This window comes from Neptuniibacter marinus, assembly GCF_001597725.1.
Classification (GTDB): domain Bacteria; phylum Pseudomonadota; class Gammaproteobacteria; order Pseudomonadales; family Balneatricaceae; genus Neptuniibacter; species Neptuniibacter marinus.
The window spans coordinates 229,074-255,665 of sequence record NZ_LUTR01000001.1 but is presented as its reverse complement, the minus strand read 5'-3'; the positions used below and the strand labels follow the sequence as shown (position 1 = coordinate 255,665).

Annotated in this window: 22 protein-coding genes; 13 read left to right on the top strand and 9 right to left on the bottom strand. The window is 41.9% G+C overall.

The features are described 5' to 3' along the window. Window positions 1–17: 17 nt before the first annotated feature. Both A3774_RS01150 and A3774_RS01145 read right to left on the bottom strand, forming a co-directional pair. Window positions 18–905: a hypothetical protein gene (locus tag A3774_RS01150; RefSeq protein ID WP_156473638.1), complete on the bottom strand. Its 888-nt coding sequence runs from the start codon at window positions 903–905 to the stop codon at window positions 18–20. A 643-nt stretch (window positions 906–1,548) separates the two neighbouring features. Continuing rightward, complete coding sequence (locus A3774_RS01145) at window positions 1,549–2,211, bottom strand: FMN-dependent NADH-azoreductase (protein ID WP_067862162.1); 663 nt, start codon at window positions 2,209–2,211, stop codon at window positions 1,549–1,551. Window positions 2,212–2,349: 138 nt separating this feature from the next. On the opposite strand from A3774_RS01145, the gene A3774_RS01140 reads away from it, so the two are divergent. The 5 genes from A3774_RS01140 to A3774_RS01120 all read left to right on the top strand — a co-directional run bounded on the left by A3774_RS01140 (window position 2,350) and on the right by A3774_RS01120 (window position 6,391). After that, window positions 2,350–3,198 (top strand): LysR family transcriptional regulator, encoded by an 849-nt coding sequence (locus A3774_RS01140; RefSeq protein ID WP_067862161.1) that lies wholly within the window; start codon window positions 2,350–2,352, stop codon window positions 3,196–3,198. 138 nt (window positions 3,199–3,336) lie between these two features. Beyond that, the gene (locus A3774_RS01135; RefSeq protein WP_067862159.1) at window positions 3,337–3,927 is read left to right on the top strand and encodes a hypothetical protein; all 591 of its coding nucleotides are present in this window, start codon (window positions 3,337–3,339) and stop codon (window positions 3,925–3,927) included. Between the two features lie 236 nt (window positions 3,928–4,163). Then, window positions 4,164–4,955, top strand: a complete 792-nt coding sequence (blaOXA, locus tag A3774_RS01130) for a class D beta-lactamase (RefSeq protein ID WP_075107877.1) — start codon at window positions 4,164–4,166, stop codon at window positions 4,953–4,955. A 191-nt stretch (window positions 4,956–5,146) separates the two neighbouring features. Beyond that, window positions 5,147–5,539: a VOC family protein gene (locus tag A3774_RS01125; protein WP_067862443.1), complete on the top strand. Its 393-nt coding sequence runs from the start codon at window positions 5,147–5,149 to the stop codon at window positions 5,537–5,539. 573 nt (window positions 5,540–6,112) lie between these two features. Beyond that, complete coding sequence (locus tag A3774_RS01120) at window positions 6,113–6,391, top strand: hypothetical protein (protein WP_156473637.1); 279 nt, start codon at window positions 6,113–6,115, stop codon at window positions 6,389–6,391. Window positions 6,392–6,427: 36 nt separating this feature from the next. On the opposite strand, the gene A3774_RS01115 is transcribed toward A3774_RS01120, so the two are convergent. Beyond that, complete coding sequence (locus A3774_RS01115; protein ID WP_067862441.1) at window positions 6,428–7,369, bottom strand: IS110 family RNA-guided transposase; 942 nt, start codon at window positions 7,367–7,369, stop codon at window positions 6,428–6,430. 329 nt (window positions 7,370–7,698) lie between these two features. Here A3774_RS01115 and A3774_RS01110 point away from each other — a divergent pair, with 329 nt between their 5' ends. Further along, a complete protein-coding gene (locus A3774_RS01110; RefSeq protein WP_067862155.1) occupies window positions 7,699–8,682 on the top strand; it encodes an ankyrin repeat domain-containing protein in 984 nt (327 codons plus the stop codon). 889 nt (window positions 8,683–9,571) lie between these two features. Continuing rightward, window positions 9,572–10,804 (top strand): DEAD/DEAH box helicase, encoded by a 1,233-nt coding sequence (locus A3774_RS01100; protein WP_075107876.1) that lies wholly within the window; start codon window positions 9,572–9,574, stop codon window positions 10,802–10,804. 90 nt (window positions 10,805–10,894) lie between these two features. Here A3774_RS01100 and A3774_RS01095 read toward each other — a convergent pair whose 3' ends face one another. Then, window positions 10,895–12,073 carry an acetate/propionate family kinase gene (locus tag A3774_RS01095; protein WP_067862151.1) on the bottom strand — a complete coding sequence of 393 codons (1,179 nt, stop codon included), beginning with the start codon at window positions 12,071–12,073 and terminating at the stop codon, window positions 10,895–10,897. A gap of 2 nt (window positions 12,074–12,075) precedes the next feature. Continuing rightward, entirely contained in the window at window positions 12,076–13,011 is a 936-nt protein-coding gene (locus A3774_RS01090; RefSeq protein ID WP_067862149.1) for a bifunctional enoyl-CoA hydratase/phosphate acetyltransferase, read from the bottom strand. Window positions 13,012–13,517: 506 nt separating this feature from the next. Between A3774_RS01090 and A3774_RS01085 the strand changes: the two genes are divergently transcribed. After that, complete coding sequence (locus A3774_RS01085) at window positions 13,518–14,552, top strand: DUF2333 family protein (RefSeq protein ID WP_067862147.1); 1,035 nt, start codon at window positions 13,518–13,520, stop codon at window positions 14,550–14,552. A 105-nt stretch (window positions 14,553–14,657) separates the two neighbouring features. Next, a complete protein-coding gene (locus A3774_RS01080; protein ID WP_067862145.1) occupies window positions 14,658–15,098 on the top strand; it encodes a PilZ domain-containing protein in 441 nt (146 codons plus the stop codon). Between the two features lie 87 nt (window positions 15,099–15,185). On the opposite strand, the gene A3774_RS01075 is transcribed toward A3774_RS01080, so the two are convergent. Both A3774_RS01075 and A3774_RS01070 read right to left on the bottom strand, forming a co-directional pair. Continuing rightward, entirely contained in the window at window positions 15,186–17,090 is a 1,905-nt protein-coding gene (locus tag A3774_RS01075) for an ATP-binding protein (protein WP_067862143.1), read from the bottom strand. 109 nt (window positions 17,091–17,199) lie between these two features. Further along, on the bottom strand, window positions 17,200–17,571 hold the full coding sequence (locus tag A3774_RS01070; protein ID WP_067862141.1) for a histidine triad nucleotide-binding protein: 372 nt from the start codon (window positions 17,569–17,571) through the stop codon (window positions 17,200–17,202). Between the two features lie 353 nt (window positions 17,572–17,924). On the opposite strand from A3774_RS01070, the gene A3774_RS01065 reads away from it, so the two are divergent. Next, entirely contained in the window at window positions 17,925–19,139 is a 1,215-nt protein-coding gene (locus tag A3774_RS01065) for a L,D-transpeptidase family protein (RefSeq protein WP_067862139.1), read from the top strand. Window positions 19,140–19,170: 31 nt separating this feature from the next. Next, on the top strand, window positions 19,171–20,583 hold the full coding sequence (locus A3774_RS01060) for a L,D-transpeptidase Cds6 family protein (RefSeq protein ID WP_067862137.1): 1,413 nt from the start codon (window positions 19,171–19,173) through the stop codon (window positions 20,581–20,583). A 64-nt stretch (window positions 20,584–20,647) separates the two neighbouring features. Here A3774_RS01060 and A3774_RS01055 read toward each other — a convergent pair whose 3' ends face one another. After that, window positions 20,648–22,168: a tetratricopeptide repeat protein gene (locus tag A3774_RS01055; RefSeq protein WP_067862135.1), complete on the bottom strand. Its 1,521-nt coding sequence runs from the start codon at window positions 22,166–22,168 to the stop codon at window positions 20,648–20,650. A gap of 248 nt (window positions 22,169–22,416) precedes the next feature. Between A3774_RS01055 and A3774_RS01050 the strand changes: the two genes are divergently transcribed. Both A3774_RS01050 and A3774_RS01045 read left to right on the top strand, forming a co-directional pair. After that, window positions 22,417–24,066 carry a FecR domain-containing protein gene (locus A3774_RS01050; protein ID WP_067862133.1) on the top strand — a complete coding sequence of 550 codons (1,650 nt, stop codon included), beginning with the start codon at window positions 22,417–22,419 and terminating at the stop codon, window positions 24,064–24,066. Continuing rightward, a complete protein-coding gene (locus A3774_RS01045) occupies window positions 24,018–25,199 on the top strand; it encodes a CHASE2 domain-containing protein (protein WP_156473635.1) in 1,182 nt (393 codons plus the stop codon). Before A3774_RS01050 ends, A3774_RS01045 begins: the two co-directional genes overlap by 49 nt. Window positions 25,200–25,228: 29 nt before the next feature. Here the strand turns inward: A3774_RS01045 and purD are convergent, their stop codons facing one another. Further along, on the bottom strand, window positions 25,229–26,515 hold the full coding sequence (purD, locus tag A3774_RS01040; protein WP_067862129.1) for a phosphoribosylamine--glycine ligase: 1,287 nt from the start codon (window positions 26,513–26,515) through the stop codon (window positions 25,229–25,231). Window positions 26,516–26,592 lie beyond the last annotated feature (77 nt).

Below are 26,592 nucleotides of genomic sequence, written 5' to 3'. Positions count from 1 at the left end.
TGAAAAAAAAGTTCATATTATTGTGCTCTCTGTCTCAATACTTCTTGATGACCTTCTTTTAATTTTTTGTCACCTGCTTCGAACTTATCTAAAGCTGTTTCCATAAGCGTATTATTCTGTTCTTTGTAGTGTTTATAGCTTGTAATATATGATTTGGCTTTTGCTAAACTAGCTTTATCGGCTGATAGATCACTGTATATCGATTTGGCCTTTTTAAGTGCTGAGAGTGCTTTTTTATTACGAGACAACGCCGATTTAATATGCGTTATCGCATCCTCATTTAAGTTGAGTGCTTCAAAGAATAGAGGGTTAGCTGTCTTGGCAAAGAAAAGTTTATAATCGTCACGGCGTTGCAGGGCATGCTGCAAGAGCTTATGAGCTTTATTAGCGTTAAGGCTTTCTTCTTTGACTTGCGTTTCGATCACTTTTATAAATTCAGCCTTAATAAGGTTTTTTTGATGGTCGACTTCAAAGCTATAAGTGCCTTTATGTTCATCTCTCCAGTTTCTATAAGCTAGGTCTTTAATCAGTTTGACATGACCTTGATCAGTGATTTTGAAGCCTAAGTGGTCAGGGTTGATGCGCTCGTCAGCAATGCCCCCTTGTGTAGGTCTAAGCCTGAAATCTATAACCTGTCTATTATGCTTGGCTGCATGCGGAAACTTCGGGCATATTTTCTTAATTGCAGGAATAATGGTTTGTTGTAAGTAAGTGGCAGGATTGGAGCTAAGAACTGACTTTCTGGTTGCTTTATTTTCGTACTCAACTATTACTCTGACATAGGGATGGGAGCACCATTGACTACCCGATGAGTAGAAGGATGACATGGTGGTAAACCCTTTGCCTTCATGCAAAATGAAGTCATTCAAGTCGTTGTAATATGGACGACTTTTTTCCTGGGCCATCACCTGACCATGAAATATCAAAATAGCTGAAAATATGAAGGCGAGAGGAGATGTTCTGTTGTGCATCATAAAAATCCTTTTTTGCTTTTTTGCTTTTTTGCTTTTTGCTCACGAGGTTGTACTAAGATTAGGCATCGTTTTTCAATTGTAGTGGATAATTTGGAAACTGAAACTGTCTAAAAGAACAGAAACAGGTTTAGCATTATGCACTTTTAAGTTATCTAACAGTCCGATTAAGTGTGGAGCTCTGTCTTTACGCTGTTTTTCCCAACTCGTTATCCTAAGGGGTGCTTGTATTGTTACCCTGCCAGGATAAAAATACTTATAAATTATATAGATGTATGTTTGGTGCAATATAAATAGTTATGTAAATAAAAGAGAAAAAGAGACGATTATATGAAAATTTTTTAAATCTAACTTATTTTTGATTGTTGGGGTTATAGGTTTTCTTGAGTGGTTGGGCTCAATACATTCTCCAATTTCTATCTTGGCCAGCCAGCCGCAATTCCTTTTCAGGCTGGCTGGAAATCAATATGGCTTCCAAACTATGTGGTTTGGTTCGTGTTTTTATCAATAGATGTCGCAATATGAACAGTCGTGTAGCTCTAGAATTATGTAACAATAGGTTCAATGGAACCAAGGTTTAGGCACTAAGTTCTGCTGCAATACTTTCGGCTCGGCCTTTTGCATTGGCTACTGAAACGCGGTGCCTCTCGTCATTAAATTCTTGGTATTCGGAAGTAATCTCATAGATTGTTTCTACCCCTAAATATTTGCTCAATGTCCGTAGATGTGGCGTTAGGTGACCTGACCCCTCTCTTAGTCCTCCCTTTTCAAAACCAAACTCTCCACTGGATGTGACTATAACCAGTGTTTTTCCTGAGAGTAGAGGCTGTAGTGGGAAGTCTCCTCGTGAGGTATCAAAATCAAAGGTTTTATTTATGCGTACAATTTGATCGAACCACGCCTTAAGTTGAGCCGGCATACCATAGTTATACATTGGTGAGGAAATTAAGATAACATCGGCTGCCTCTATTTCAGCTATCAGTTTATCTGATAGTGCCAGTCTATTTTTCTGTGCCGGAGTCCTTTTTTCCTCAGGGGTAAACACCGCGGCAATCCAGTCTTGTGTTATGAAGTTAGGTGGATTCACTCCAACATCACGATAGATATACTCATCTTCAGGCCGATTCTGTTTCCATGTGTTGACGAAGCGAAGAGCAATGTTTTTTGATATGGAATCGTGATCTGGATTCGGGTTTTTTACAGATCTAACGCTTGAGTCTATGTGTAATATTGTGTTCATTTCCAGTGCCTCAGTTGATTGATAACAGGGACTATTTTGTAAGCCTAGGTAGAACAGAACAAATGGAAAGAATATACTTGTAGATGAGTTTAAATCATCTACACTGTCGATGAACCCGTTGTAAGTTGGAGATTAAGTTTGCAGGTATCGCTACAGGCTCTGAAAGCCTTCGAGTCGGCTGCCCGTCGGGGGAGTTTTAAGTTAGCTGCAGAAGAGCTTTCGCTGACGCCAACAGCCATTTCTCACCATATTAGCAACTTGGAAAGCCGGCTAAATGTAACCTTGTTTCATCGAAAGGGGAGACGGGTTTCTCTAACTGGAACAGGGGTAAAATTAGCTAAAGCGACTTCAGATGGGTTTCGGAAAATTGAAAGTGCTTTAGACGAGGTGATGAAGGCAGGATGTGCTGTCAGGGTGACGACAACATCATCATTAGCAGCGCTAGTGCTGATTCCTTCGCAGCATGAATTTGAACAGGTCAATCCCGATCTTTCTATGGAAATATCGACTGGCGAGTCTATCGATAACCAATCCTATATTATTCCTGTTCGGGTTGGTGATGTTTCAGTTGTTGAGGGTTCTGATATTATTAAATATGAGTCATTCAATGTATTTGGTGCTTATGGAATGACATCGCCTTCTTGGTCCAATGAGCCTATTACCCTTTTTACAACGAAGTGGAAAAATACATTGCTACCTGATCCGCCACTAGCCACTTGGTTAGAAAAAAATGGACTGGATGGCGCTAATATTAAGCTTAAAAAATTTGATCAAGAGCTTTTTGGGATACAGAAGGCTATGGCAGAAAATGGGCTTGTATTTTGTTCTACGACGCTCACTAAAAGGCTGTTAAAAACTAACCTTATACAACACTTTAATACTCGTCCGGTCAAATCGGATTTATGCTATTACGTACCCAATAAGGATAACTTCGGAACGAGAAGTTCAGCCAAATTTCTAGATTGGATTGAGGATATTTTAAACTGATGATTCGTGCGGTCATTTCTGGCTATCTGATTATTTCCAAGGAAAAGTACCTGCTTTACAAATAATAAATGGGGAGGTAGGTAGCCCCATTTATCTTTAACTGCGTTATCTCTAATAAGAAAGCCATCGGTAGAAATTATGGATTCAAGTTTAAAGCTTATTTGTAGCGGTGTTGCGATAACCCTTACCTTTGTGGCTTTTGTTCCTTATATTCGTTCGATATTTGCAGAGGCTACAAAACCGCATATTTTTTCTTGGATTATTTGGGGTACAACTACGTCAATCGTATTCTTTGCTCAACTTGAAGCAGAAGGGGGGATTGGTGCATGGCCAATTGGGGTTTCGGGCTTCGTTGCAGCTTTTATTGCGCTATTAGCTTTTATAAAGCGTTCGGATGCTTCTATTACGAAAATGGATTGGGTGTTTTTTCTATCCGCACTAGCTTCACTTCCGTTTTGGTATTTCACTTCAAACCCATTGTGGGCTGTTGTGGTTCTTACGATTGTAGATTTGCTTGGCTTTGGTCCTACAATACGTAAGGCGTATGATTTCCCCCATCAAGAAAATATGGCTTTTTTTTTGTTGTTTATGGCAAGAAATATTTTCGCTTTATTAGCGTTAGAGAACTATTCACTGGCAACTCTGCTTTTTCCGTTATCCGTGGGTATTGCCTGTTTATTTTTACTTGTTATGGTTGGCTATCGGCGGAGAATTGTGCACACCGAATAAAACGAGGGGTTCTGTGGAGGGGGCAGAGGTAGAGGGGTTAGGTCTTTGAAGGTGACAGAGGTATGAGAGTAAGCGTTAGCTGAAGATACGTCCGAGATTCGTCTAACGTTAGAATGAAGAGGGCACGCCGAAACATGAGGCTTTATTAGCAAAGAATACTAAAATATATCACACTGGATAATAAACTATGCTCCTACCTTTCCGGTGAGCAAAGCACTGAATACCAAGGATATAAGGTGAATACTCGATACATCATTTTCTTTTTATTTTCCGTATTTTTTTGCTCTGAAGTGTTCGCTCAGGAAGAAAGGCCTGAGTGGAAGGTGTTCTTTGATAACTATGACGTGGCAGGCACTATTGTTATTTCTGATCGTCGCGACTTGTCTAAAAAGCTGAGTGTTTATAACAGCGTACGGGCTAGTAAGCGCTATTCTCCGGCCTCTACTTTCAAGATTCCCCATACGCTTTTCGCTTTAGATGCAGGGGTTGTTAAGGATGAATTTCAGGTATTTCCGTGGGATGGCGTAAAACGAAGTTACACGCCTCATAATCAAGATCAGAACTTGCGCTCGGCTATGCGGAATTCTGCTGTTTGGGTGTATGAAAATTTTGCAAAGGCGATTGGTAAGAAGAAAGCAAGGGCTTACCTAAAACGAATCGACTATGGAAATATGGACCCAAGTGCAGAAGGTGGCCCATATTGGCTTGACGGTAAGCTTGCGTTATCCGCGATGGAGCAAGTAGGGTTTTTAAAAAAGCTCTATCAAAATAAGCTTCCGTTTAAGCGAGAGCATCAGCTTATCTTAAAGGATCTTATGATAGTTGAAGCCGGAAAGGGCTGGATACTACGCGCAAAAACTGGATGGGAAGGCCGCTACGGCTGGTGGGTTGGATGGGTAGAGTGGCCATCTGGCCCTGTCTTTTTTGCATTAAATATAGATACTCCCCATGGGTGGGAAGACCTTTATAAACGAGAGGCCATCGTTCGGGATATTCTTTTATCCATTCGAGCATTACCAGCTAATTAAGACAGTCGATGCTTAAAGGGAGGTTGGTTAGGGGGTTAAACGATGCAGAGGCTGACTTTCTTGACTCTGTAGGCATACGTGGAAGGCAAGTAAAGAAGGCATGCCAATATCCGCCTAAATCAAGGTGTTGATGTTATAAATATTGGTGTATCTTTAGCGAAGGTTATAGCGCAATAAAGGGAGCTATTGTGGTGAAATTTGGCTATACGATTAACTATGTTTCAGATGTTGATAGGGCGTTGTCCTTTTTTGAACAAGCCTTTGACATGAAACGCAAATTTATAACAGACGAAAAAGATTATGGCGAGCTGGATACTGGAGAAACGGTATTGTCCTTTGCCTCACATGAGTTGGGGAAATTAAATCTTCAGGGCGAATATGTTAGCGCCTCTGAGTCAAAAGATCCGTTAGGTATAGAAATCGCTTTAGTCACTGATGATGTGATTTTGGCACACAATCAAGCAATTAAGTCTGGGGCGATTGAATTAAAGGCACCTGAGTCAAAACCGTGGGGACAGATGGTTTCTTATGTACGTTGCCCTTCAGGTATTTTGCTTGAGTTATGTACCCCGATTGGCGCTTAATTTGGCTTTTAACGCGTTTTATTCGATGTTTTAGCTGATAGTCAACAGAGTCAGGTCTAAGCATTTAACCCGCGAACATTGTGATTAATGAGTTAAAATCCTGTGGTCAGCAAGCATCGATTAAAGGTTGGTCTTCTACACCTCCTACCAGAGGGCTTGATGTAGGCGCTCACCCCCTGAGCGAAATTGGGGTAAATAAGGCCAGCGTAGATTTATTAAGTTCATTGGTTCTACGGTTGCTTTTCACAAGGATGCATACCCCTTAAGTTTGCCCTTTTCTAAGTTTGTTACTCCAAAGGATGCTTGTAATCCGATCTAGGCTAGGTTAAAAATATTTATAAATCAGACAGATGGATGTCTGGCATGGATAGATCTACGGATCTTTTTTTAATAGGTTATAGGTATATCAGTTATTAATGCGCATGCTTGTTTTGTCACGGAAGAGTACGATCGAATTCTTTAGTTTCTCCTTCCTTTTCAAATAATTACATCTATTTTTAATTAATAGCGGTGTGGGTAGATACACGGACCCCCGTATATACAAATGTTAGGTGTCATATGGAATCCAAGCACATGAATAATGAGCTTAATAAATCACTATCTGACATTGGTAAGAGACATGAATTTGAGGCGGTAGATGAACTCTATATATCTAAACTTTCAAATAAAGATTTAGCTGCCTGGCAATCTCAATTTTCCCCAAATAATCCGCAATACATAGTAGCGTCACATGAATGGCAGAGGCGTTTAGTGGTAGAACAAGTTAAAACATCAAGAGTCACTGCTCTTATGGGAGTTCTTGGTACTTTACTTGGCGTTATTGTTGGCCACATTATAACAAAATATTGGTAGGCACCTAACAAGTGACTATGGTTCCCAGTCAAGTATTTAGGCCATTTTTTCATCCCAGTATGTTCCGTTTTTCACCATCGTATTTAAGATAGTTAGTTGCTTGCGCATACAAGCAACTATGGCTACTTTCTTTGGCTTTCCCGCTGTCACCATTCGCTCATACATAGGCTTGAGTTTTGGGTGACACTGGATGGCTGACATCATGGATACAAACAGTACAGTTCGAACGCGGTGTCGATCCCCACGTATATATCGCTTGCCTTGATAGCTTCCGCTGTCGCGATTCATGGGGGCTACACCGACCAACGCAGCAATCTCTTTTCGGTTGAGGGAACCCAGCTCTGGCAACTCACTCATGAGCGTATAAGCCAGCACATTGCCGACACCTTTTGCACTTAATAATAGGTCGTGCTTTTGCCGCCACTCAGCAACACTGTCAACCAGTTTGTCGAGTTGCTTGTCGATGGATAGAAGCTCTTTTTTAATGGTGTTTAGTATCGCTTGAATCGGTTTATGCACTGTCTTGGGCATACGCTTTAAACGGTTCTTTTGCATCGTACTCATTTCAAGGCATTGGCTTCGCACAACCAGAAAATCACTGATCGCTCTCAGCTTTTCTGGTTTAATTGACGATAACCTCGGCTTCAGTGCTTCACCAAAATGGGCGATATCCATGGCGTCGAGCTTATCTGTTTTAGCCATTCTTCCTGACGACTTAGCAAAATTGCGAACATTACCTGGGTTACAGACAACGATCGGCAAACCTGCTTTGTGAGCGGCACGGACAAACTCCAATTCGAGCCGGCCAGTGGATTCAATCAGCACTCGGTTGGGCTTTAAAGACTGTATTTGTTTAACGGCCTCTTTTATACCCGCCGTATCGTTTTTGACACTAAAAAATTGGCCAGTAGGCCTCACATAAATATCGAGTTGCGTACTACTTGTGTCGATACCGACATTGATCTCTGTGTTATTCATAAGATAAGCTACCTCTGCCTTGCTATTCGGGCTCGAGGCCCACATGACTATTCGAGTTATGCCTAGTGAGTTTTTGCCACGTTCATACTTGTTACCGGTCTTTACGAACCTGTCGCACATCGAACTGTGACAAAAAGGCCTTCGGTGGCCGCCGAAGGTGGGTCTCAATTTACCCGTTTTTAAAAGGATTTAAAAAGGTGGAATATCCTCAAGAACAACCATACAAGGCGCTCCAAGTCGACCGCTAACGCGGCGCTTGAGCTTGGTGTTAAGTGCCCAAGCAAATTAATCTCCGTAGTGGTATATAGACATTAAAAGGAGTTCAATCGATGATCAAAAGATTTATCAGCTTAGCGTTAATTTCGACCGCAGTTTTAACGGGCTGTGCTTCTACTCCTACCGGAGACCTATACTGGAAGTCCGATACGGGTGCTGACTTCAATGAGATGAAAGCACTGATGGACTCACCTGAATTTAGAGCACAGATAAACGATGGCACACATTATACAATTCCTACTTGCGGCTTTGCTGATAATAAAAATGCCACTGAAATTCTTGAGTACTTGATAAAAATTGGGGGGGCTGTAACTTCCTGTCACTCAGGCATATACCGTTATTTCACAACTCCTCTCCATGAAGCTGTAAAAGGCAATTCAATTAAGAATGCATCCATTCTATTAGCAAATGGCGCCGACCCAAATATTGAAAATTCCGATGGTGAAACGCCTTTAGGTATAGCAGAGGAGGAAGCCTATCACGAAATTGCAGAAATGATTAACTCCTATGAAAATGATTGGCAGAAAGCCAAATCAGACAACGAGATAAATGCTTTCAAAGAATATCTAGAGCAATACCCGAATGCACTTCACTCTGATGAAGCCAGGTTGAAAGTAGCACTATTAGAGTCAATGAATGAGCCTGAGGTAAATGCAAGAGTTGTCGTAACGGAACCAGATGCGAAAGAACTCCAGCAAGAACAATTGGCAACTGAAATGAACCAGATTCCAAAATCAGAAGAGTCTAATGAACCTGTATCGAAGAGTACGGTGAGCAATGCTCAACCAATTCCTTTAGAGGAAAAAAAGGCAGAAGGGGGCGAAACACAAGCATCCACGCAAATCTCTATACCACCATCTCCTAAAATTGATTTCGCATGTACTTTTTATTCTAGAAAGCAGTGTGATGAGTACATAATGGATGATAAAGGACAAATAGAGGATATGAAAACACTGTGTTTCCAGTCATTTGGTAATGTAGAAGCATCATGTAGGGGGGGGCTCCAAGTTGCTCCTATAGTACTTCTTGGGGTTTAAAGGTTTCTTACGCCTACAATTCAGACAATTCTTACTTTAAACAGTCATGTATAGATGGTGGAGGAGAGCTACGTTAAGACAGCTATATCTAGGCATAATCAATGGAAAAGTAACTGGATAGACATACCTTAAAAATATTACCCCTCAGTGCATGCGTATATTTTTGATAAATACCTTGTATCAAATTGAGGTACCGAGGGTTGGCGTTTGCTAGCTTTGATTAACCTTTTTTAATCGAACCTAACCCCACTGGTTCTTGGTGAGGTCGCTTGGATAAAGGCCGACGCCCTAGAATTGATTGATTACCTTCAATCAAAAAACAGCTTTATCCTTGGTGGTGACGCGCTCAAAAAAGATAAAGATGGCTACCGACATAATTATGGCAATTGGTGAAAAAGAGGGACTAAGAGCGACATGGGAGAAGGGAATAAGAGGGACATGGGAATAAGAGGGACATGCACTCTTAAAGAAAGGACCCTTCATTTCCTCGTTATTGGTTTTGCAGTTAGGCTTTGTTTTTACTTCAAGTGGCTGATTGATGGCTTTAAGTGTTTATTGGGAGGTGTTTGGTTTTTTTTGAGTTGGCCGTATATCTCTTAATTATGCTGCCCGTTTTATTGTTGTAACCTCAGAGTACATCTGCCCCAATCACACAGAAGTCATGTGAAAATGATTTATTCTGTTAAAATGGGTAATGATCTTTCATATAAGCGATCAAACTACGCCCGTTTCTTTGTAGTGGTTTGATTTGTAATATCTATCTCTTTTTAGCGGTCTTTCCGCGTGACTACTTTTTTGTACGTTAATATCGACGTGCATCGTTTTTTTAAGGCGGTGAGGTTGGGCTTTGCTATCCAGCTCATCGCTTTTCTTGTTAATGAGTACACCCATGTTTACCGATATCGCATTGCATCCTGAACTTGAGAATAATTTGAAAGCGGCGGGCTACCTTGAAGCCACTGAGGTGCAGCAGCGGACGGTGCCTTTATTATTGGAAGGGCAAGACTTACTGGTGAGTGCGCCAACCGGTAGCGGTAAAACGGCGGCGTTTCTGATTCCGTTAATCCAGAACATGGTGGGGCAGCAGTCGCCGGCTAAACAGCCACGTGCGTTAGTTTTAGTTCCCGTACGGGAGTTGGCGGATCAGACACTCCATCAGTTTAGTAAATTAGCGCAGAACACAGAGCTTTCTGCGGTTTCTGTGGTTGGGGGTGAGGACTTTAAAGTACAAGCAAAGCGTTTAGCGTCAGCGGATTTAGTGATCGCAACCCCAGGCCGTTTACTGCCTCATATCGAAAACCAATCTATTGAGTTTGATAGCTTAGATTTTCTTGTGTTAGATGAAGCGGATCGTATGTTGGAAACAGGGTTTAAGGAGAGCTTGCAACAGATTTTGTCCGTTTGCCCTGATGCTCGCCAAACCTTGTTGATCTCGGCTACGCTGCCAACGGCTATACGTTCATTGGCTAATGAGATATTAGATGCGCCGGAATGGGTACAAGTGGGCCAAAAGCGTGAAGCGGCAGAGGGCATTAAGCAGTACCTTATTCTCTCTGACGATGTAGCGCATAAAGATAAACAGCTGTGCGCACTGCTAAAAAATGAGGAATACACTAAAGCGATTGTGTTTAGTAACAGTAAAACCCAAGCACGTCGTTTAGATGGTTTTCTCCGTTACCATAAATTAAAAGCGGCGCTTTTACATGGCGATGTACAGCAAAAGGGACGTTTTGCCACCATCGAAGGATTTCGTAAAGGAACGACAACCGTATTGGTAACAACCGATCTTGCATCCCGTGGGTTAGATGTTGAGGATGTTGATCTGGTGATTAACTTTGAGATGCCTCGTAAAGGTGATGTTTATCTACACCGTATTGGCCGAACAGGCCGTGCAGGTGCAGAGGGTGAGGCGGTGTCGTTAGTCGATGCCACTGAGTGGAACTTGATGTCTTCTATCGAGCGTTATCTAAAAACGCGTTTTAGGCGTAAATTGATAGAAGGTTTAGTGGGTAATTATAAAGGCCCGAAAAAACTCAAAGCCTCAGGTAAAGCAGCGAGCAGTAAGAAAAAGAAGAAAGACACGGGTGTTAAGAAAAAAGCGCCACGTAAACCGAAACGCTAAGTTGATTAACGCATAGTAACAAATGAGTGAAATAAAATAGGGCGACGTTATTATGCATAATAGCGTCGCCCATAGCCGTGAATCGTTAGGCTAAGAGATAAGTTCTAAAACATGGGTCGCAATCATCATTTCTTCATTAGTGGCTATAACGCGTACAGTTACAGTTGAATCATTTAAACTAATGAGTTTTTCATTTTTTTGGTTGGCATCTTCGGAGTAGGTTATACCTAACCAGCGACATCGATTTAATATTCTTTGTCGAACATCGGCATCGTTTTCACCCACCCCGCCGGTAAAGACGATCTGTTCTAAGCCTTCTAGTGCGGCAGATAAACGGCCAATTTCTAAGGCGGCGCGATAGCAGAACATCTCAATAGCTTCTTCGGCTTCTGGTAGCTCTGCACGGTGAAGTTCGAGCATATCGGAGCTGATTCCTGACACACCTAACCAGCCACTTTGCTTGTAGATCAGTGTTTCTATTTCATCGGCATCCATCTGGTGTTGGCGCTGGAGGTAAAGCAGCACGCCCGGATCAATGTTACCGCAACGGCTCCCCATAGGTAGACCATCCACAGCGGTAAACCCCATAGAAGATGCAACTGAAATCCCCTGCTTAATAGCACACATGCTTGCCCCTGCACCTAAATGACAGACAACTGTATTCAGTGATGGACTCTGGAGTTGATTAAGCTGGCGCTGAATAAATTCGTAAGATAAACCATGAAAGCCATAACGCCGAACGCCTTCGTCTGTGTATTGTCGAGGCAGGGCGTAGTTTTTTTCTAAGTTGCTTTGCTTGCTGTGAAACATTGTGTCGAAGCAGGCAATTTGAGGTAGTGTGGGCTCGAGTGCCTGACAGGCTTCGATTAAGCGAAGATTGTATGGCTGATGTAACGGCGCAAGAGGAATCAGTGCGTTTAATTGCGCTTTAATTTCGTTGCTTATTACGCAAGGTTCGCTAAAATCGCCTCCGCCATGTACAACGCGATGGCCTATGGCAACTAAACTACTTTCAGGCAGATGCTGATTTAGCCAGTCTAAAATAGTTTGTAAACACGCCTGGTGGCGCTCTTCCATCGGTACTGATAGATAATCAGGCGTGCTTTGCTCAAGTATCGTGCCGCTGGCATCTTTAACTCTAAAGCGGGCTGTATTTAAAATATTACCCAATTTAAAGCCGTAAAGTAGTGTTAGCGAATTCCCTTTTAATTCAAAAAGGGCGCATTTCAAACTTGAAGAGCCGCCATTGACAGTCAGAATTGTTTTCATAGTTATGAATTCTTGTGATGAACCATATGGGATGCAAGGGCGCAAGAAGCTAAACGAGCCAATGTTTTATCTGCTCGGCTAGTCAAAATAATCGGTACTTTCGCCCCTAAAGCTATACCCGCTGATTTAGCATTGGCTAAATAAATCAATTGCTTAGCTATCATGTTGGCAGCTTCCAAGTCGGGAGCTAGAAGAATATCTGCATCGCCAGAAACTTCCGATACTATATGTTTATCAATAGCGGCTTGCCGTGAAATGGCATTGTCAAAGGCAAGAGGACCATCGAGTAAGCCGCCTGTAATCTGTCCACGGTCGGACATTTTACACAGCGCTGCAGCATCAATGGTGCTTTGAATATTAGGTTTTACTTTTTCCACCGCTGACAAAATGGCTACTTTAGGTATATCAACACCTAAAGCATGACAGAAATCGATAGCGTTTTGAGTGATGTCTGCTTTGCAATGGAGATCTGGAACGATGTTGATGGCAGCATCAGTAATAATGAGTGGCTTGTGATAGTTGGGAACATCAAAGACAAAGACATGGCTTAAACGTCGTTCAGTGCGAATCCCTTTAATCTTATGTACTACGGCACGTAATAGCTCTGATGTACCTAAGTGGCCTTTCATTAAAGCTTCAGATTCACCACGCTTTACTAGCTCGCAAGCGATCTCGGCGGAGGCATGGCTATGTTCTGTGTTAATCAGCTCAAAATCATTTATGTTTAGATTCTGTTCTTCCGCAACAGCCCTGATTTTATCTTCTGGGCCAACTAATGTAGGGATAATTAAATTATGTTCCGCAGCCTCAACAGCACCGATCAGGCTGTTACTGTCAACAGGATGAGCAACAACCGTGCGAATTGGGCGTGCTTTTTCCGCTTGTTGTATAAAAAACTCTAACTGATCATGCAGTGGCGGTTTTTCTTGAATAACCATTGAGGCCTCGGGATTTTTTTATCATAAAGTAACATGCCAATACTTATTCTAAAGCGATGTATTAACAACAGAATATCTTTAGTTTATTGCTTAATTATGACGCGCTGCAACATTTTTTTCTAATGATGTATGTCATTTTAAGTTAAGAGTTTGAAGATATTAATATTTAAAACTTAGGAGGAGGTTTTATTATTACTTGGTATCTTGCCTAATACTTAATATTGGGTTGAATATTAAAATAATATGTACTTGTTTTGTAGGGCCTCTTTTGTTTAGTTTTATGAGTAGTGCTGATAAAAAAAATAGGTAACATTTAGTGTGGAAATATTTTTTATTAGGTGATGTTGATATATCTTTGTTAAGGCAAGAACTTAATGTGCGCATCTAAAGTTATGGGCTGTTAGAATAGGGTTTTCTTATACGTTAAAATGCAAAATATGTGCGTTATAGCGAGTTGGATCAGGTTGTCAGATTGTAATAGCCGCTTTATGGGTTGAGGAAATTTCATGGGATTATTGATTGATTGGTTTTTGGATTTTTGGGATAACATGCCGGGCGGTAAAATAAGTCGCGCATTCTTTGCAGCGATTTTATTGACGATTGTTGTCTCTATACCTTTAGGTATTTATTGGAGTATTACCCCAAGTGCGTTTGATCCTATATCTGAAGCAGAGATTGACGCTGATGAGCGAGGTCTAGAGATTACTACTGGGTACACTACAGTTTTCACCCTACATCGTTTGGTTGATACATTGCTACATAAGCCGGGTGGATATATTAGTAATGATATAGCACCTCCAGGTGTGTGGTTAGATAACATTAGTAACTGGGAGTATGGGGTATTAGTGCAATCCCGCGATTTAGCTAGAGCAATGCGGAAAGATTTTAGTCGTTCTCAATCTCAATCTGTAGAATATTTAGCACTGACAGTAGCTGAACCGCAGTTCAACTTTGATGCCAATAGCTGGCTGATCCCTTCGTCTGAATCGCAATATGAAGAGGGTTTAGATGCCTTGTTAAGTTATCAACTTGCTTTGGTAAGTAAAGAGGAAACTGAAGCTCAGTTTTTTGCTCGAGCAGATAATCTTAATAACTGGTTGGGTGATGTGCAAACGCGTTTGGGAAGTTTGTCACAACGCTTGAGTGCTAGTGTAGGTCAGAAGCGTTTGAATACGGATTTAGCAGGGGATGCCGAGGCGGAACAGTCCACGATAGTCGCGAGCGAGGCCGAAATCAAAACTGCATGGCTAGAGATCGATGATGTCTTCTTTGAGGCACGGGGATCTGCATGGGCCTTATTACATATTATGAAAGCGATCGAGCATGATTTTGGGCCGGTACTGGCAAAGAAAAATGCACGGGTAAGTTTACGTCAAATTATACGAGAGCTTGAGGCTACTCAAGATACTGTATGGAGCCCAATGATCTTAAATGGTGGGGGATTTGGTCTTTTTGCAAATCACTCATTGGTAATGGCTAATTATATTTCTCGAGCAAACGCGTCAATTATTGATTTGCGAGACCTATTGAGTAAAGGCTAATACTACTGTGCCAGCGTGTCTTGGAGCTAAAAAGAGAGCATTTATGTTCTCTTTTTTTATATTAGGTCTACACTGAGATGTATTAAAGGTAAAGGGGGGAGAGTTATGCCTCGCCGTTTTATAAGGCATGCTACAGGAATACCTATTCAACTTTCTGTACCTAATTATAGCTCAGAGAGCTTATCGAGTTACGCTCCACGCTGTGTTCAAACAAATGATATTAGTGTGGGTGGACTTTCATGTGAATCACCTGAAGCAATGAGTGCAGGGCAAGCTGTTGAGGTTGATATTTGGTTAAATGATCCTTCATTTAAAACGATTGGTCATGTTCTTTGGTGTAAAGGAGAGGGTGCTGGATATCTAGTAGGTATAGGCTTTTCTGATTTTGCTACGGCTTATTCGGTAAGAATGGTTGAGCAAGTTTGTCATATAGAGGAGTATCGCCAGAAGGTGCTTAATGAAGAGGGGCGTCAGCTGAGTTCAGAGGAGGCGGCAGAGGAGTGGATAGATAAGTACGCTGCAGAGTTTCCTGTATATCCTTGTTAGATAATCAGTAAAAAAGCAGAGTACAACCATTACCTAAGTAATCGTTGTACATCCTGTAAATTCAAAGTATCTGGAAGATAGGCACTGTTAAAGCAGTGGTTGTACTTCTAAATTTTGTTCCTTACTAATAAGCCACTCACCCTCGATATTCTCTATGGTGAGGCGTTTAAGGGTTTTATCTTTATAGCCGTTGGATGCTTCATAGTTGATCCAAAAATCAACGGTCACCGTCGAATCGGACAGTTGGATATTTGAGAACTCAGTTCGTTCTAGCTTAATCCATTCCGGTGTTGTTAAAGCGGTGTGTCTTTTCTGTAACCAGCGTTGATGAGTTTTGTATGGGCCATTAAAGACGGATGTGTAAGTGAAAATATAATCTTCATGGTTTTGAGTTTGCCAAGCATTCTGCCAACGATTAATAAGTGCTGTCGCTTGATCTAATGGCTGTTTCTCTTTCTGAGAGGTCGCAACAGTAGGGGTTGTGTTGTGATCTGTGCTTACAACCTTATCTGTAGCAGAGTCTTCTTGTGTTGTATCGTTTTGTGGCACTTTAGTAACGCTGGCTTGATCTACACTGAGTGGTTCTGAAGTTAGTTGTGCTGAGGTTTCAGTAATCGGTGATAGCGCTTCAGTTTTATTAGCTGCAAGGCTTTCTTTTGAGGGGTTATCTGAGTTACTGGATGTAGCTTCTGCTTCTACAGTGGAGCTAAGCTCCTCTTTCTTTTTCGTATCAAGCGCGCGTTGTATTTTTGCGTCTTGCTCTTTTTGCGCCTCAATCAATGCTAGTTGTAGGCGGTTGTTTTCTATTTTAGCCTCGGTTAATTCAGTCTCTAACTGTAGTAGTTTCATTTTTACTTCAGTTTGGAATTGGTCGGGTGAAGCATCGGTAGGTAGAGGGTTCTCAGGTTTGTTAGCTGCGTTATTCTTAGCACTAGCTGTCGATATGCTGGTGCCTTGGTTTGTTAAATCAGTGGTTTTAAGATCCGTAGTCTTAACCGTGCTTTGCGATTTATCTTTGGCAACACTTGGCGGCGTTACACTGAAATTCGCTGTCTGCTGGGTTCCTGAAGCTGTGGGTTCTGATTCAGCAAAGACCGCTACTGCTGGGGGTTCTGAAGATGGCTGAGGTTCATCTGAAAATAAAAAGTGATTTATGCCGACGCCTAAGGCTAGTATGGCGACAAAAGCTAAGGCAAAAATACCTGAATGATTGGTATGCAAAGGCTTGCTGTTATGTTCATTGTTTGCAAAGTCTTTACGGGTAATCACATCTTTGTGAATCAAAGGCAACAAAAGGGCTTTTAGACGGCTGATCCGCCCCTCTGTTTGTTCTATCATTGAGAAGTCTGTGCCTATTTCATAAGGTGTAGGGGGGAGGCCTTTTATAGCGCACAGGTAATATAGATAGCCTTCGATATCGTCTATTTGTAGAGGATTAAGAGTGACTTCAGTTTTGATCCAATTATGAAAATCAGCCTCAGGTGTTTTACCTGTGTGGATAACTAAATAGTCTTTGCGAACTACGATGAGTTTAATTGCACCAGCCGTTGTTTCTGATGTTAAGCAAAGCTGTTTAAGCGCGTCAGCAACAGTTTCCGATGAATCTATAGCTTCTTGATCTATAACGACTAAGCAATATTGACCCGCATCTTTAGTGTCACGCAGTGCTTGAATCAGATCTTTTTTTTGTTTGGGTACCTTGAGGCATTCGGCTAGTTTCGAATAAAACTGTGACGGTTTAGTCAGTGCCGTATCGAACCGTACAACAGGAACCCCTTTGTGTTGATAATCACTAATCAGCTCAGATACAAGTGTGGTTTTACCTGTGCCTTCCACCCCTTTGAGGATGACTGCGCTGTGATTATCGAGAGCATCACGTAAAGCATAAAGTGCTTTTTTATAACCCCTATGTCGATAAGGGGTTATTAAAGGTTGTTCACTATTCTCTGATCCGTGATTACTCTCAGCGTGAAGCTGATTTTCCTGTAGCATGATTAAGGCTAATCTCGATTACATTCTATATGTATAAGTTAGCTGCAATTATATTCCTTTTGGATACGACTTCCAATTACAGAGTGCCCAAGGTTATTAAGTCGGCTGTTTACTGCTCTATCGCTGTTTTCAATTTATCTTGATAAGGGGGCCAACCCATAGCTTTACCACCGAGCAGATGTAGGTGAATGTGGTAAACCGTTTGTCCACCATCTTCATTGCAATTGAAAACTGTGCGGTAGCCGTCTTCCTCAAACCCCATCTGTTTAGCAATAGTGGCAGCACTTTTTATCATGTGACCGATGAGAGGTGTTTGTTCTTCGCTAATATCATTTAGCGTTGATATGTGTATGCGAGGAATAATCAGCAAATGGGTTGGTGCTTGGGGATTAATATCATTAAAAGCAATTACATGCTCATCTTCATAAACGATCTGTGCAGGTATCTCTTTATTGATAATTTTACAAAAAAGGCAGTCCATAATTCTCTCTCAATAAAGCTTTTTTAGCAGTATAGCGAGATTAATTGAGTTTAAACAACAGGGATTGATCGTTGTTTGTTGAATGTAAGCGAGGTTGAATTTAAGAGAGGTTGACCTGTTTCCGTTAGTAGCTACTAAAAGTATGCTTTGATTGGTTGAAAACTTTGTTTTAAATAAGCGACCACGAGCTTAATAAGGCGGAGTGTTTTAGAAAGTGTTGATTTAGATGCTATAAAATAACGTTCAGGCAGAGTTTTCTTCGAAATTAGCTGTTTATCTAAATAAATTAAGTCCCATTAACACTGAATATCGTTATAATTAGAGCTTAAATTACGTTGGGGTTGTTTGGGTAAATGACAAAAAGTTTGATCGGTTCTGTAATTGCTTGGGTAATACTTTCCTCATTTGGGAATGCCGCAGCGGATGAGTTATCTCAAAGTCCTTATGGTTTGTCTGATGGTAATGAAGAGCTTTTATTAAGTGGTTTAAAGAATCTGAGTAGTCATGAGTTAGATTCGGCATTAATTGACCTGAAACAGTTGACTGAACGCCGCCCAGACTTTCGCCTTGCTCAGCTTGTCTATGCAGATATTTTATCTGCTCAAGCACAAGGAGCGCCTTTAAGTAGCTCTGGCAGCCATAATGATAAACAGAAAATAGATGGATTAATTTCTGAAGCTAAAGTGCGTTTATTGATGGAGATGGAAAAGCCATCCATTGATATGCTACCTGCTGATATGTTGAAAATGTCAGAAAATCAGAAATATGCAGTCGTTGTAGATACGAGACTCTCTCGGTTATTTCTGTTTAAAAATCATGATGGTGTTCCTGTTTTAGTCAAAGATTTCTATGCTTCCTACGGACGAGGTGGAGTTGGCAAAGAGAAAAGAGGAGATTTAAAAACACCATTAGGCGTTTATTTTATTACAGGGCGTTTAGAGGATAAGAATCTACCTTCACGTTATGGGTCTGGTGCATTGCCACTCAATTACCCTAATGTATGGGATGAGCGTTTAGGAAGAACAGGTAATGGTATATGGTTACATGGATCTCCAGTTGAAACTTACAGCCGCCCGCCTAAAGCCAGTGAAGGGTGTATCTCCCTTACGAATCCAGATTTTATCGAACTTGACCAAAAGATAGATTTTAAAGACACCCCTGTTTTGGTGGGGCATAACATTCGTTGGATTAAAAAACAGGACTGGTTAGCGCAACGTGAACGTTTTAATAGTTTAATTGAGCGTTGGGCTGCTGATTGGGAAAGCCTTGAACATTCTCGTTATATTCAGAATTATGCGACAAACTATCATGATGGGAAAAGAGATCTGAAACAGTTCTCTAATTATAAAAAGCGCGTAAATCGCAGTAAAAAATTCATAGATGTTGATGTTGATAACCTAAGTCTCTATCGCTATCCAGACAACCCAGATCTTGTTGTGGCTACTTTTCGCCAAGATTATAAAAGTAGCAACCTTCAAGGGAAGTCTATTAAGCGTCAATATTGGACGTTTGAAAATGACCGCTGGCGAATTGCTTATGAAGGTTTACCTTCTGTAGGTAAACCTTAATCCATGCTAAGTGAGCTGGGCGCTATAATATATGAATGCTTCTGAGCTATTACTCCAAAATATAGATCAGCATCAGGTTGTTCGTATTGATGGCCCTAGGGTTTGGGTCAATAAGCTTTTAGCACAAACTCAGCAACATTATCCAGATCACTTTCAATGTGAGGGCAAGCTAGAATTCCTTAGTTTGCAGGCGGCTTTGGCCGACTACCTTTCTGTTGAACAAAGTGCATCCTTAATTCTTCAAGCCTTAAAAAAACGCCTTTTAGTGGGCAAAAAGCTGTTAATCACAATTGATTGCGAAAGTGTTGATGTACAGGCGTTAACTTACCTTTTGAGTTTGCCTTCGGTATGTGATGAACAGGGTGCTGCTGTTGTTGTTTTGCTAGTGAGTACGCCCGAGCTTGTCTCAATCTTGAAGGTTAATCCATCCCTAGCGGCTAAGCTGGATGGCTTCTATCAAGATGGTTTTAATGCCAACAGCTCTTCTGCCTTTTTTGCTAAGACTATACTCTGGATTGGATTTATCGCTTTAGTCGGGTTGGGTCTTTGGACTTGGTATAGCGGTTTTATGGGCGAAGCTTCAGAGGATAAAGTTTCGGCGACTATTGATGAGGTTGTTAAAGACTCAATGGTGCCTTTAACGGTCGAACTTCTGGATGATGAAGAAGTGACTAATAATGGAGTGTTAGAGCAAGTTTCAGAGCCGATAACACCACAGGTCAAGTTAAATGGTGAGGCTGTTCCTTTAGAGTCGATACGAGCTACTCAAAATATTGATCATGCCGGTTCAGCAGCTCAGAACCAAATAATGTTAAATCCGGTTCTTGTCGCCGATTTGACCGCAGTGGTTGAAGAGGCAAAAGGTGAATTATGGAGTGATAAGAGTGAACTAACTCGTAGGTTTATCGCTGTTAATGATGCCGGTTTCTCTCCAAGTTATACAGGGAACATTGATGGTCGAGATGTTCTGAAGGTAATCTCCACAACGCCAGGCAATGTGTTGAATCATTCATTATTAGAAGATGAGACATCTGAAAAGCAAGTGAGCCCAGTCGCTGCGATGAATAATGAGGATGAAGTAAGGAAGGTGTTTGAGGTTTGGCATCAAGCTTGGCAATCTCAAAACTGGGATGTGTATATAGGGAGTTATATTCAAGATGCTTCTCTGTATGGTGTAGATATGCCAGTAGAGGAGTGGAGGCAGTTTAGGAAAGAACGATTATTGTCGCCAGAATGGATAAAGCTTGAGCTAGGAACACCAACCTTTTCACGTTTAAACACCCATTGGTATCGTATTGAGTTCTATCAGCGTTTTGAAAAGCCTGGCTATGCTGATGAGACTACAAAGCGTTTAGAGTTGCAGTTAACTGCAGAGGGTTGGAAAATTGCGTCAGAAGCAGCTGAGGGTACCGTCGTATTAAAACGACCTGGATCTGAGTTGTAATATTTGTGACCAATAAAAAACGTCCAGTAAAGGACGTTTTTTTATTCATTCTCATCAATAAGTTTTACTGGATTAAACCTAGGCTTCTTTCAAGGCTGATCTTCCACTGTCCATTGGAATTGACCATCATTACCCGCTTTTTGACCGCATCTTTATAAGTGTCAGATTCATAACGCTGCTCAAAGCGTGCTTCCGCTAAATTCTGCCCCAGAATGTTAATCTGAATATTGTTTATACCTACATGAATGAATTTAGGTTTAGTTATGCGTTGTTTGCGCTGATCAACCCACTGCTGATGGCTTAGTTTTGAATTAGGTCGGTACATAGGAGTATAAGCGCTTATGTAGCCTTGATAATCTTTATTGCTCCATGCTTGAACCCAGCGTTGTAAGCTTTGAGTGATCTCTTGCTCTGTTGAAACAAGGGGAGTAGAAACTGCTTTGGAAGGTACTTCTTGATCGGCAACTTGGTGGTTTTCAAGTTTTGTATCTAGTGCTTTGACTATGTGGTCTGTTGGTTTCGGTCCTGCCTCGTGAATGATTGGTTTTTTTGCCGGAGGCAGGTTTAGGTTGCTGAGTGCCGCAATTTCAGCAGCTGTTTTTTCGGCTTGTATAACATTAGAAGATTGCTTAGTTGCATCAGCTTTTGACAGTGTAGGTATTACTTCAGCGGGATTTGCTTCTTGCTGTTGTAGCGGTGCACTCAACGTCGCGGCGTTGCTTACGAGTAGTAACTGATCAGAACTATTACCAGATATATCGCTAGGTACTCGATCGATCATTGTGAGTTCAGGGCTAGCGGCGATACTTCCAAGGTCAAGAGCTTTGTTGTAAGCCTGAGATGCCAATGTCGCATAGAGCTCTTTCAGGTTGCTATGTACTTGGGCATAGCTTGGGTGGGTCTGAAAGGCTTGTTGTAAGGTTTCTATTGCTTGGGCGAAGTTACCCTCTTCAGCATAAATGACAGCGAGATTGTTAAACGCTTCGGGTCTATCAGGGTAGGCTATCATCAGCTGTGTAAAAATAGATTTAGCGGATGTTTTATCGCCCATCTGGTTGGTAACAATCCCTTTAGTCAACTTTGCTGCAGCCATATTGGGATTTTCAGCAATGAGTTTATCAATCGCTGTCAGTGCGGCTTTATGTTGGCCTTGTTGGCTGAAGCGTAAAATTTTTGCTATCTCAGGAGAGGTTTGCTGAGGTGTAGGTGTGCTTATACTGACTGTTGTAATATATTCTTGAGGCGTTGTGCTTGTTTTATCTGTTGGAGATGCTTCACCATTAAGAATGGCTTGCTTCTCTTCGGCGAGCCAAGAACGAACTTCTGATAGCTTTTCGTTCATCCATTCTTCATCGATATCCGCTGTCCGCATGTCTGCTTGCGGGGTTGCTTTTTCTGGGTCGCAGCTATACTCGTTTGTGCGTCCACCGTTGTAGCAAAAGCCAGAGTCTGATTGTTCGTTGTTCGACTGTTGGGCTGCTTTTTGGGTAAGAGCACCACAGCCCGTTAAAATAGCTGTGGAAATAATAGCGCTTATCGCTGTGCGGAGTCGTTTACTTTTAGAATCTTTTTCGAATGTCTGCATGGATTTAAAGCGTATCATGTAATGATTTAAGGGATGATTATACTCATATAATTGGGTATGTCATATTATAAAACGGCTTTTTCCATGCTAGCTAGATAGTTGAATTAGTGGGAAAATGATAAGTTATATATAGGGCCTATGGAAGAGTTTTAATGTTAATGCGGTTGTTTGTACTAGGCTGAATATAAGCTTAATTAAAACTCGATTCACCATCTCTTTTAATACGCGAAACAGGACGTTATTCAGTGATGAAATTAAAACAAAGTTTAGCATTGCTCTGCATGTTAATGTTTTCTCAGACTGTGCTGGCAGAAACAGAGAGTGAATGGAATTATCCTATGCAGCCAGGGGAGTCTGTGTGGAGTATTGCCCATGAGCTTTTGACGGATTGGCGAGAATGGAAAACTATAGAGCGTCTGAATAATATTAGTAATGATAGGCAGATGCTACCGGGTACCGTGCTTAAAATACCGCGTTCGTTAATTAAAGAGCGTCAGTCGGATATTACAATTTTAGATGTTAGCGGTACAGTAACAGCACAAGTGGTTATGAATGACGGTACAGTCAAAGCTCATTTGCCATTAGTTCGAGGCCAAGGTTTAGGACAGGGAGATCAGATAAAGACTTCTCCTCAATCGTCCGTGTTGTTGGAATTTGACGACGGCACACAGGTCTTGATTCTTGAAAACAGCTTACTAAAGATTAGGCAAGCGACTGTTGTTGGCAGTAAACGTAAAGTTATAGATATTAAAGTGTTTCTTGAGGAGGGTGAGGCAGAAATTAGAGCGAACCCTGCAAAAGTACCGGGTTCCCAATTCTTAATCGATACCCCCGTTGCCTTTGCAACAACGAAAGGCACTACATATCGAGTGCGTGCTAAAGGTTCAAATACAGCGGCTGAAGTTGTCGAGGGTAAAATCGGTGTTGAAAATAATTTAGGTGGTACTACTGTAAGTCAAGGTTATGGGACGTTGGCAAAAGCAGATATGCCGCCCGCTAAGCCCACAAAGCTTCTTTCTGCACCTGAACTGCCTGATTTAAGTGCGCCGATTCAATATCTGCCGAGTAAGTTGGTGTGGAGTGAACTGAAAGATGCGGCTAAATATCGTGGACAGATCTCACCTGATAAGCTGTTTACCGCCATTGTTTATGATTCTGTTTCGGATCAGCCGAAAATGGGATTACCTTCATCGCTGCAAGATAAGAGCTATTGGCTTAGGGTTCGTGCGATTAGTGAAGAGGGCCTGCAAGGTTTTTCTTCAGTGCAGGAAATCACTATTGATGCACGACCATTTCCTCCCGTTCGACAAGCACCACGCCCTTCTGATTCTATTTATTCTGGTGAAGTGGAATTTGTTTGGTCTCGTCCAGAGCTAGCAGATCGTTTTCAAGTTGATATAGCTAAGGATGAGCATTTTGAAACCTTAGCTTTACAGGAAAGTGATATCTCAGATACTCGTTTTACAGCAAATATTATGGAGCCTGGCGATTATTATTGGCGTGTTACGAGTGTAACCTCGCAAGGAAAAGTGGGCCCACTCGGTTTTGCTGGTGAATTTACCGTCAAGCCTGTTCCTGCGAAACCAGAACTACAGGCACCGGTAAGTAGTGAAAATGAGATGTTTTTTAGTTGGAATACTGAACCAGATATTAAATATTACCAACTGCAATTTGCAAGTGACCAAGAGTTTAACGATATTCTGGTTGATAAAAACACTGATAAAGCTGAATTAGCTATAGATAAGCCACAGCCTGGTACATATTACATAAGAGTTAGGGCATTCGATGCTGATGATTATGCAGGTGAATGGACGGCTCCACAGCAGGTTGAGCAGCCAATAGAGAATTGGTGGCCACTTATCTTTTCTGGTGCAGCAACCTTACTGTTGATTTTGTAATGCTCCAAGGGGTTAGGTTTTTAGTCTTTCTGACGCTGCCATTTACGATTGTTGTTTTGGTAAGCTCTTCAGCTTTGGCTGTTTGGTTTGATCGATTCGCCTACGACTTGTTGAATCAGTACTACGCATCTGTGGACTATAGGCCTAAAGATGTTGTGTTAATTGATATCGACCAAGAAAGTATCGACCGCTTTTCGGGGTGGCCGCTAAATCGTGGCATCCATGCGGAGGTGATAGAGAGGTTATCTTCAGCTGAAGCCTCATCTATCACGTATAATGTTGCGTTTATCGGTGAAGATCTTGATAACAAGTTAGGTGATAAACGTTTGGTTGATGCAATCAAGCAGAGCGGTCGAGTGATATTGCCTTTGATCGCAGAGAATGGCCGAGAATTAAAACCTTTAAATGCTGCTGAACTACCAAAAGCAGTAATGGGTCATGCCGATCTCTCTTTAGACGAGGATGAATATCTTCGGCGTAGCTATCTTTATGCAGGCATGGGCTTTCCTCGGTGGCCTAGTTTGGCGCTGGCTTCTCTTCATGTCTATGCACCTGTGAAAGCAGATGACTTTTCTGGTTTAAGAACACCTTACCTACATGTAGGCTTCTCTAAGTTGTGGAGCCGTGATTATGAGCTTTTGTTGCCATTTGGTTTGGCCTCGTTTGAGCAACATGTACTGCGTTACCCATTATGGGCTTTACTTGATGGCTCAGTTCCCAAAGATAAGTTGCGAAATAAGGCTATATTTGTGGGGATTAGCGCTCCAACAATTGAGAATAAGTTAAAGGTTTTACCGCAAAATTCATTTTTTTCCACAGAAATTCATGCCTTTATTTTTAGTACATTAAATCGTGGATATATGCTGTCGCCCTCCTTGTCTGTGTGGGCAGTTATCCTTGGTATATTAGCAACGTTGTGTTGGGGGCTTTTTTTGGCGAAGTTGCCAGTAGGTTGGCGATTTGCTGGGTTTTGTATGGTATTTCTATTAGCTGGGGTGCCGGTGTGGTTGCTGTCGTTAGGTTACTGGTTGAGTATGATGCCTATGCTGGCTGGGCTTGTATCGGTTAGTTGTATCTTTACTGTCGGGCGTTTAAGCGGTTTATTACTAACAAACAAAAAAGCCCTAGATTAACTAGGGCTTTGATGGATTAGAAAAGCAGCCTAACTGTTTTTCTCGCGAGCAATCGCACGGTAAGCAATATCGGTGCGGAAGTAAGCGCCTTCCCAGTTTACTTCTTTAAGTAGATCATATGCACGTTGTTGAGCTTCAGTTACTGTATCGCCTAGCGCTGTAACACATAGTACACGTCCACCGGCTGTAACAACCTTGTCGTCGACTAACTTTGTACCTGCATGGAATACTTTGGTCCCTTCTGGGCAGCTAGCAGGAAAGGTAATGACATCACCTTTACCATAGTCTCCAGGGTATCCGCCGGCAGCCATCACAACACCAACTGATTTGCGCTCATCCCATACTGCTGTGGTTTGATCGAGCTTTTTATCGAGCGCTGCATTACACATATCAACCAAGCTAGATTTCAAGCGTAGCATAATCGGTTGTGTTTCAGGATCACCAAAGCGGCAGTTGTATTCGATAACTTTTGGTGTGCCGTCTGCTTGAATCATGAGGCCTGCATATAAAAAGCCAGTGTACTCATTACCTTCAGCTTTCATACCATTTACGGTCGGCATGATCACTTCATCCATAATGCGTTGATCAATCTCAGGTGTTACAACGGGGGCTGGGGAGTATGCACCCATGCCACCTGTGTTTGGTCCTGTGTCGCCATTACCTACACGTTTGTGGTCTTGGCTGGTTGCCATAGGCAGTACATTGTCGCCATCAACAATAACGATGTAAGAGGCTTCTTCACCTTCTAGGAACTCTTCAATAACGACTCGGCTGCCTGCTTCGCCAAAGGCATTGCCTGCAAGCATATCTTTGATTGCGTCTTCCGCTTCTTTTAGAGTCATTGCAACGATAACGCCTTTACCAGCGGCTAAGCCATCTGCTTTTACAACGATAGGTGCGCCTTTTTCACGCACATAGGCTAGGGCAGGCTCTATCTCTGTAAAGTTTTCATATTCAGCAGTAGGGATCTTTTGGCGTGCAAGGAAGTCTTTAGTGAACGCTTTAGAGCCTTCTAGTTGAGCAGCGCCTTGAGTGGGGCCGAATATACGCAGACCATCTTTCTGGAAGTGATCAACAATACCCGCGACTAGGGGGGCTTCAGGGCCTACAATAGTAAGGTCGATATTATTCACTTTAGCGAAAGTAGATAAGCCTTCAATATCCATCACATCGAGCGCCACGTTTTGCATCTTCGCTTCTTGCGCTGTTGCTGCATTGCCGGGTGCGACAAAGACATTATCTACATTAGCGTCCTGTGACACAGACCATGCTAAAGCGTGTTCGCGGCCACCAGAGCCAATAATGAGTATGTTCATTTTCATTAATTCCTAAACAGTAAACCCCGCGTCTGAATTATTCAGACCGGGGTTTTTGGCAATAAGCTTACTCAGGT

Coding starts and splice junctions, on each gene's coding strand:
- A3774_RS01150 (WP_156473638.1), bottom strand. CDS start 905: ATGGCCCAGGAAAAAAGTCGTCCATATTACAACGACTTGAATGACTTC.
- A3774_RS01145 (WP_067862162.1), bottom strand. CDS start 2,211: ATGAACACAATATTACACATAGACTCAAGCGTTAGATCTGTAAAAAAC.
- A3774_RS01135 (WP_067862159.1), top strand. CDS start 3,337: ATGGATTCAAGTTTAAAGCTTATTTGTAGCGGTGTTGCGATAACCCTT.
- A3774_RS01120 (WP_156473637.1), top strand. CDS start 6,113: ATGAATAATGAGCTTAATAAATCACTATCTGACATTGGTAAGAGACAT.
- A3774_RS01115 (WP_067862441.1), bottom strand. CDS start 7,369: ATGAATAACACAGAGATCAATGTCGGTATCGACACAAGTAGTACGCAA.
- A3774_RS01110 (WP_067862155.1), top strand. CDS start 7,699: ATGATCAAAAGATTTATCAGCTTAGCGTTAATTTCGACCGCAGTTTTA.
- A3774_RS01100 (WP_075107876.1), top strand. CDS start 9,572: ATGTTTACCGATATCGCATTGCATCCTGAACTTGAGAATAATTTGAAA.
- A3774_RS01095 (WP_067862151.1), bottom strand. CDS start 12,073: ATGAAAACAATTCTGACTGTCAATGGCGGCTCTTCAAGTTTGAAATGC.
- A3774_RS01090 (WP_067862149.1), bottom strand. CDS start 13,011: ATGGTTATTCAAGAAAAACCGCCACTGCATGATCAGTTAGAGTTTTTT.
- A3774_RS01085 (WP_067862147.1), top strand. CDS start 13,518: ATGGGATTATTGATTGATTGGTTTTTGGATTTTTGGGATAACATGCCG.
- A3774_RS01080 (WP_067862145.1), top strand. CDS start 14,658: ATGCCTCGCCGTTTTATAAGGCATGCTACAGGAATACCTATTCAACTT.
- A3774_RS01075 (WP_067862143.1), bottom strand. CDS start 17,090: ATGCTACAGGAAAATCAGCTTCACGCTGAGAGTAATCACGGATCAGAG.
- A3774_RS01070 (WP_067862141.1), bottom strand. CDS start 17,571: ATGGACTGCCTTTTTTGTAAAATTATCAATAAAGAGATACCTGCACAG.
- A3774_RS01065 (WP_067862139.1), top strand. CDS start 17,925: ATGACAAAAAGTTTGATCGGTTCTGTAATTGCTTGGGTAATACTTTCC.
- A3774_RS01060 (WP_067862137.1), top strand. CDS start 19,171: ATGAATGCTTCTGAGCTATTACTCCAAAATATAGATCAGCATCAGGTT.
- A3774_RS01055 (WP_067862135.1), bottom strand. CDS start 22,168: ATGCAGACATTCGAAAAAGATTCTAAAAGTAAACGACTCCGCACAGCG.
- A3774_RS01050 (WP_067862133.1), top strand. CDS start 22,417: ATGAAATTAAAACAAAGTTTAGCATTGCTCTGCATGTTAATGTTTTCT.
- purD (WP_067862129.1), bottom strand. CDS start 26,515: ATGAACATACTCATTATTGGCTCTGGTGGCCGCGAACACGCTTTAGCA.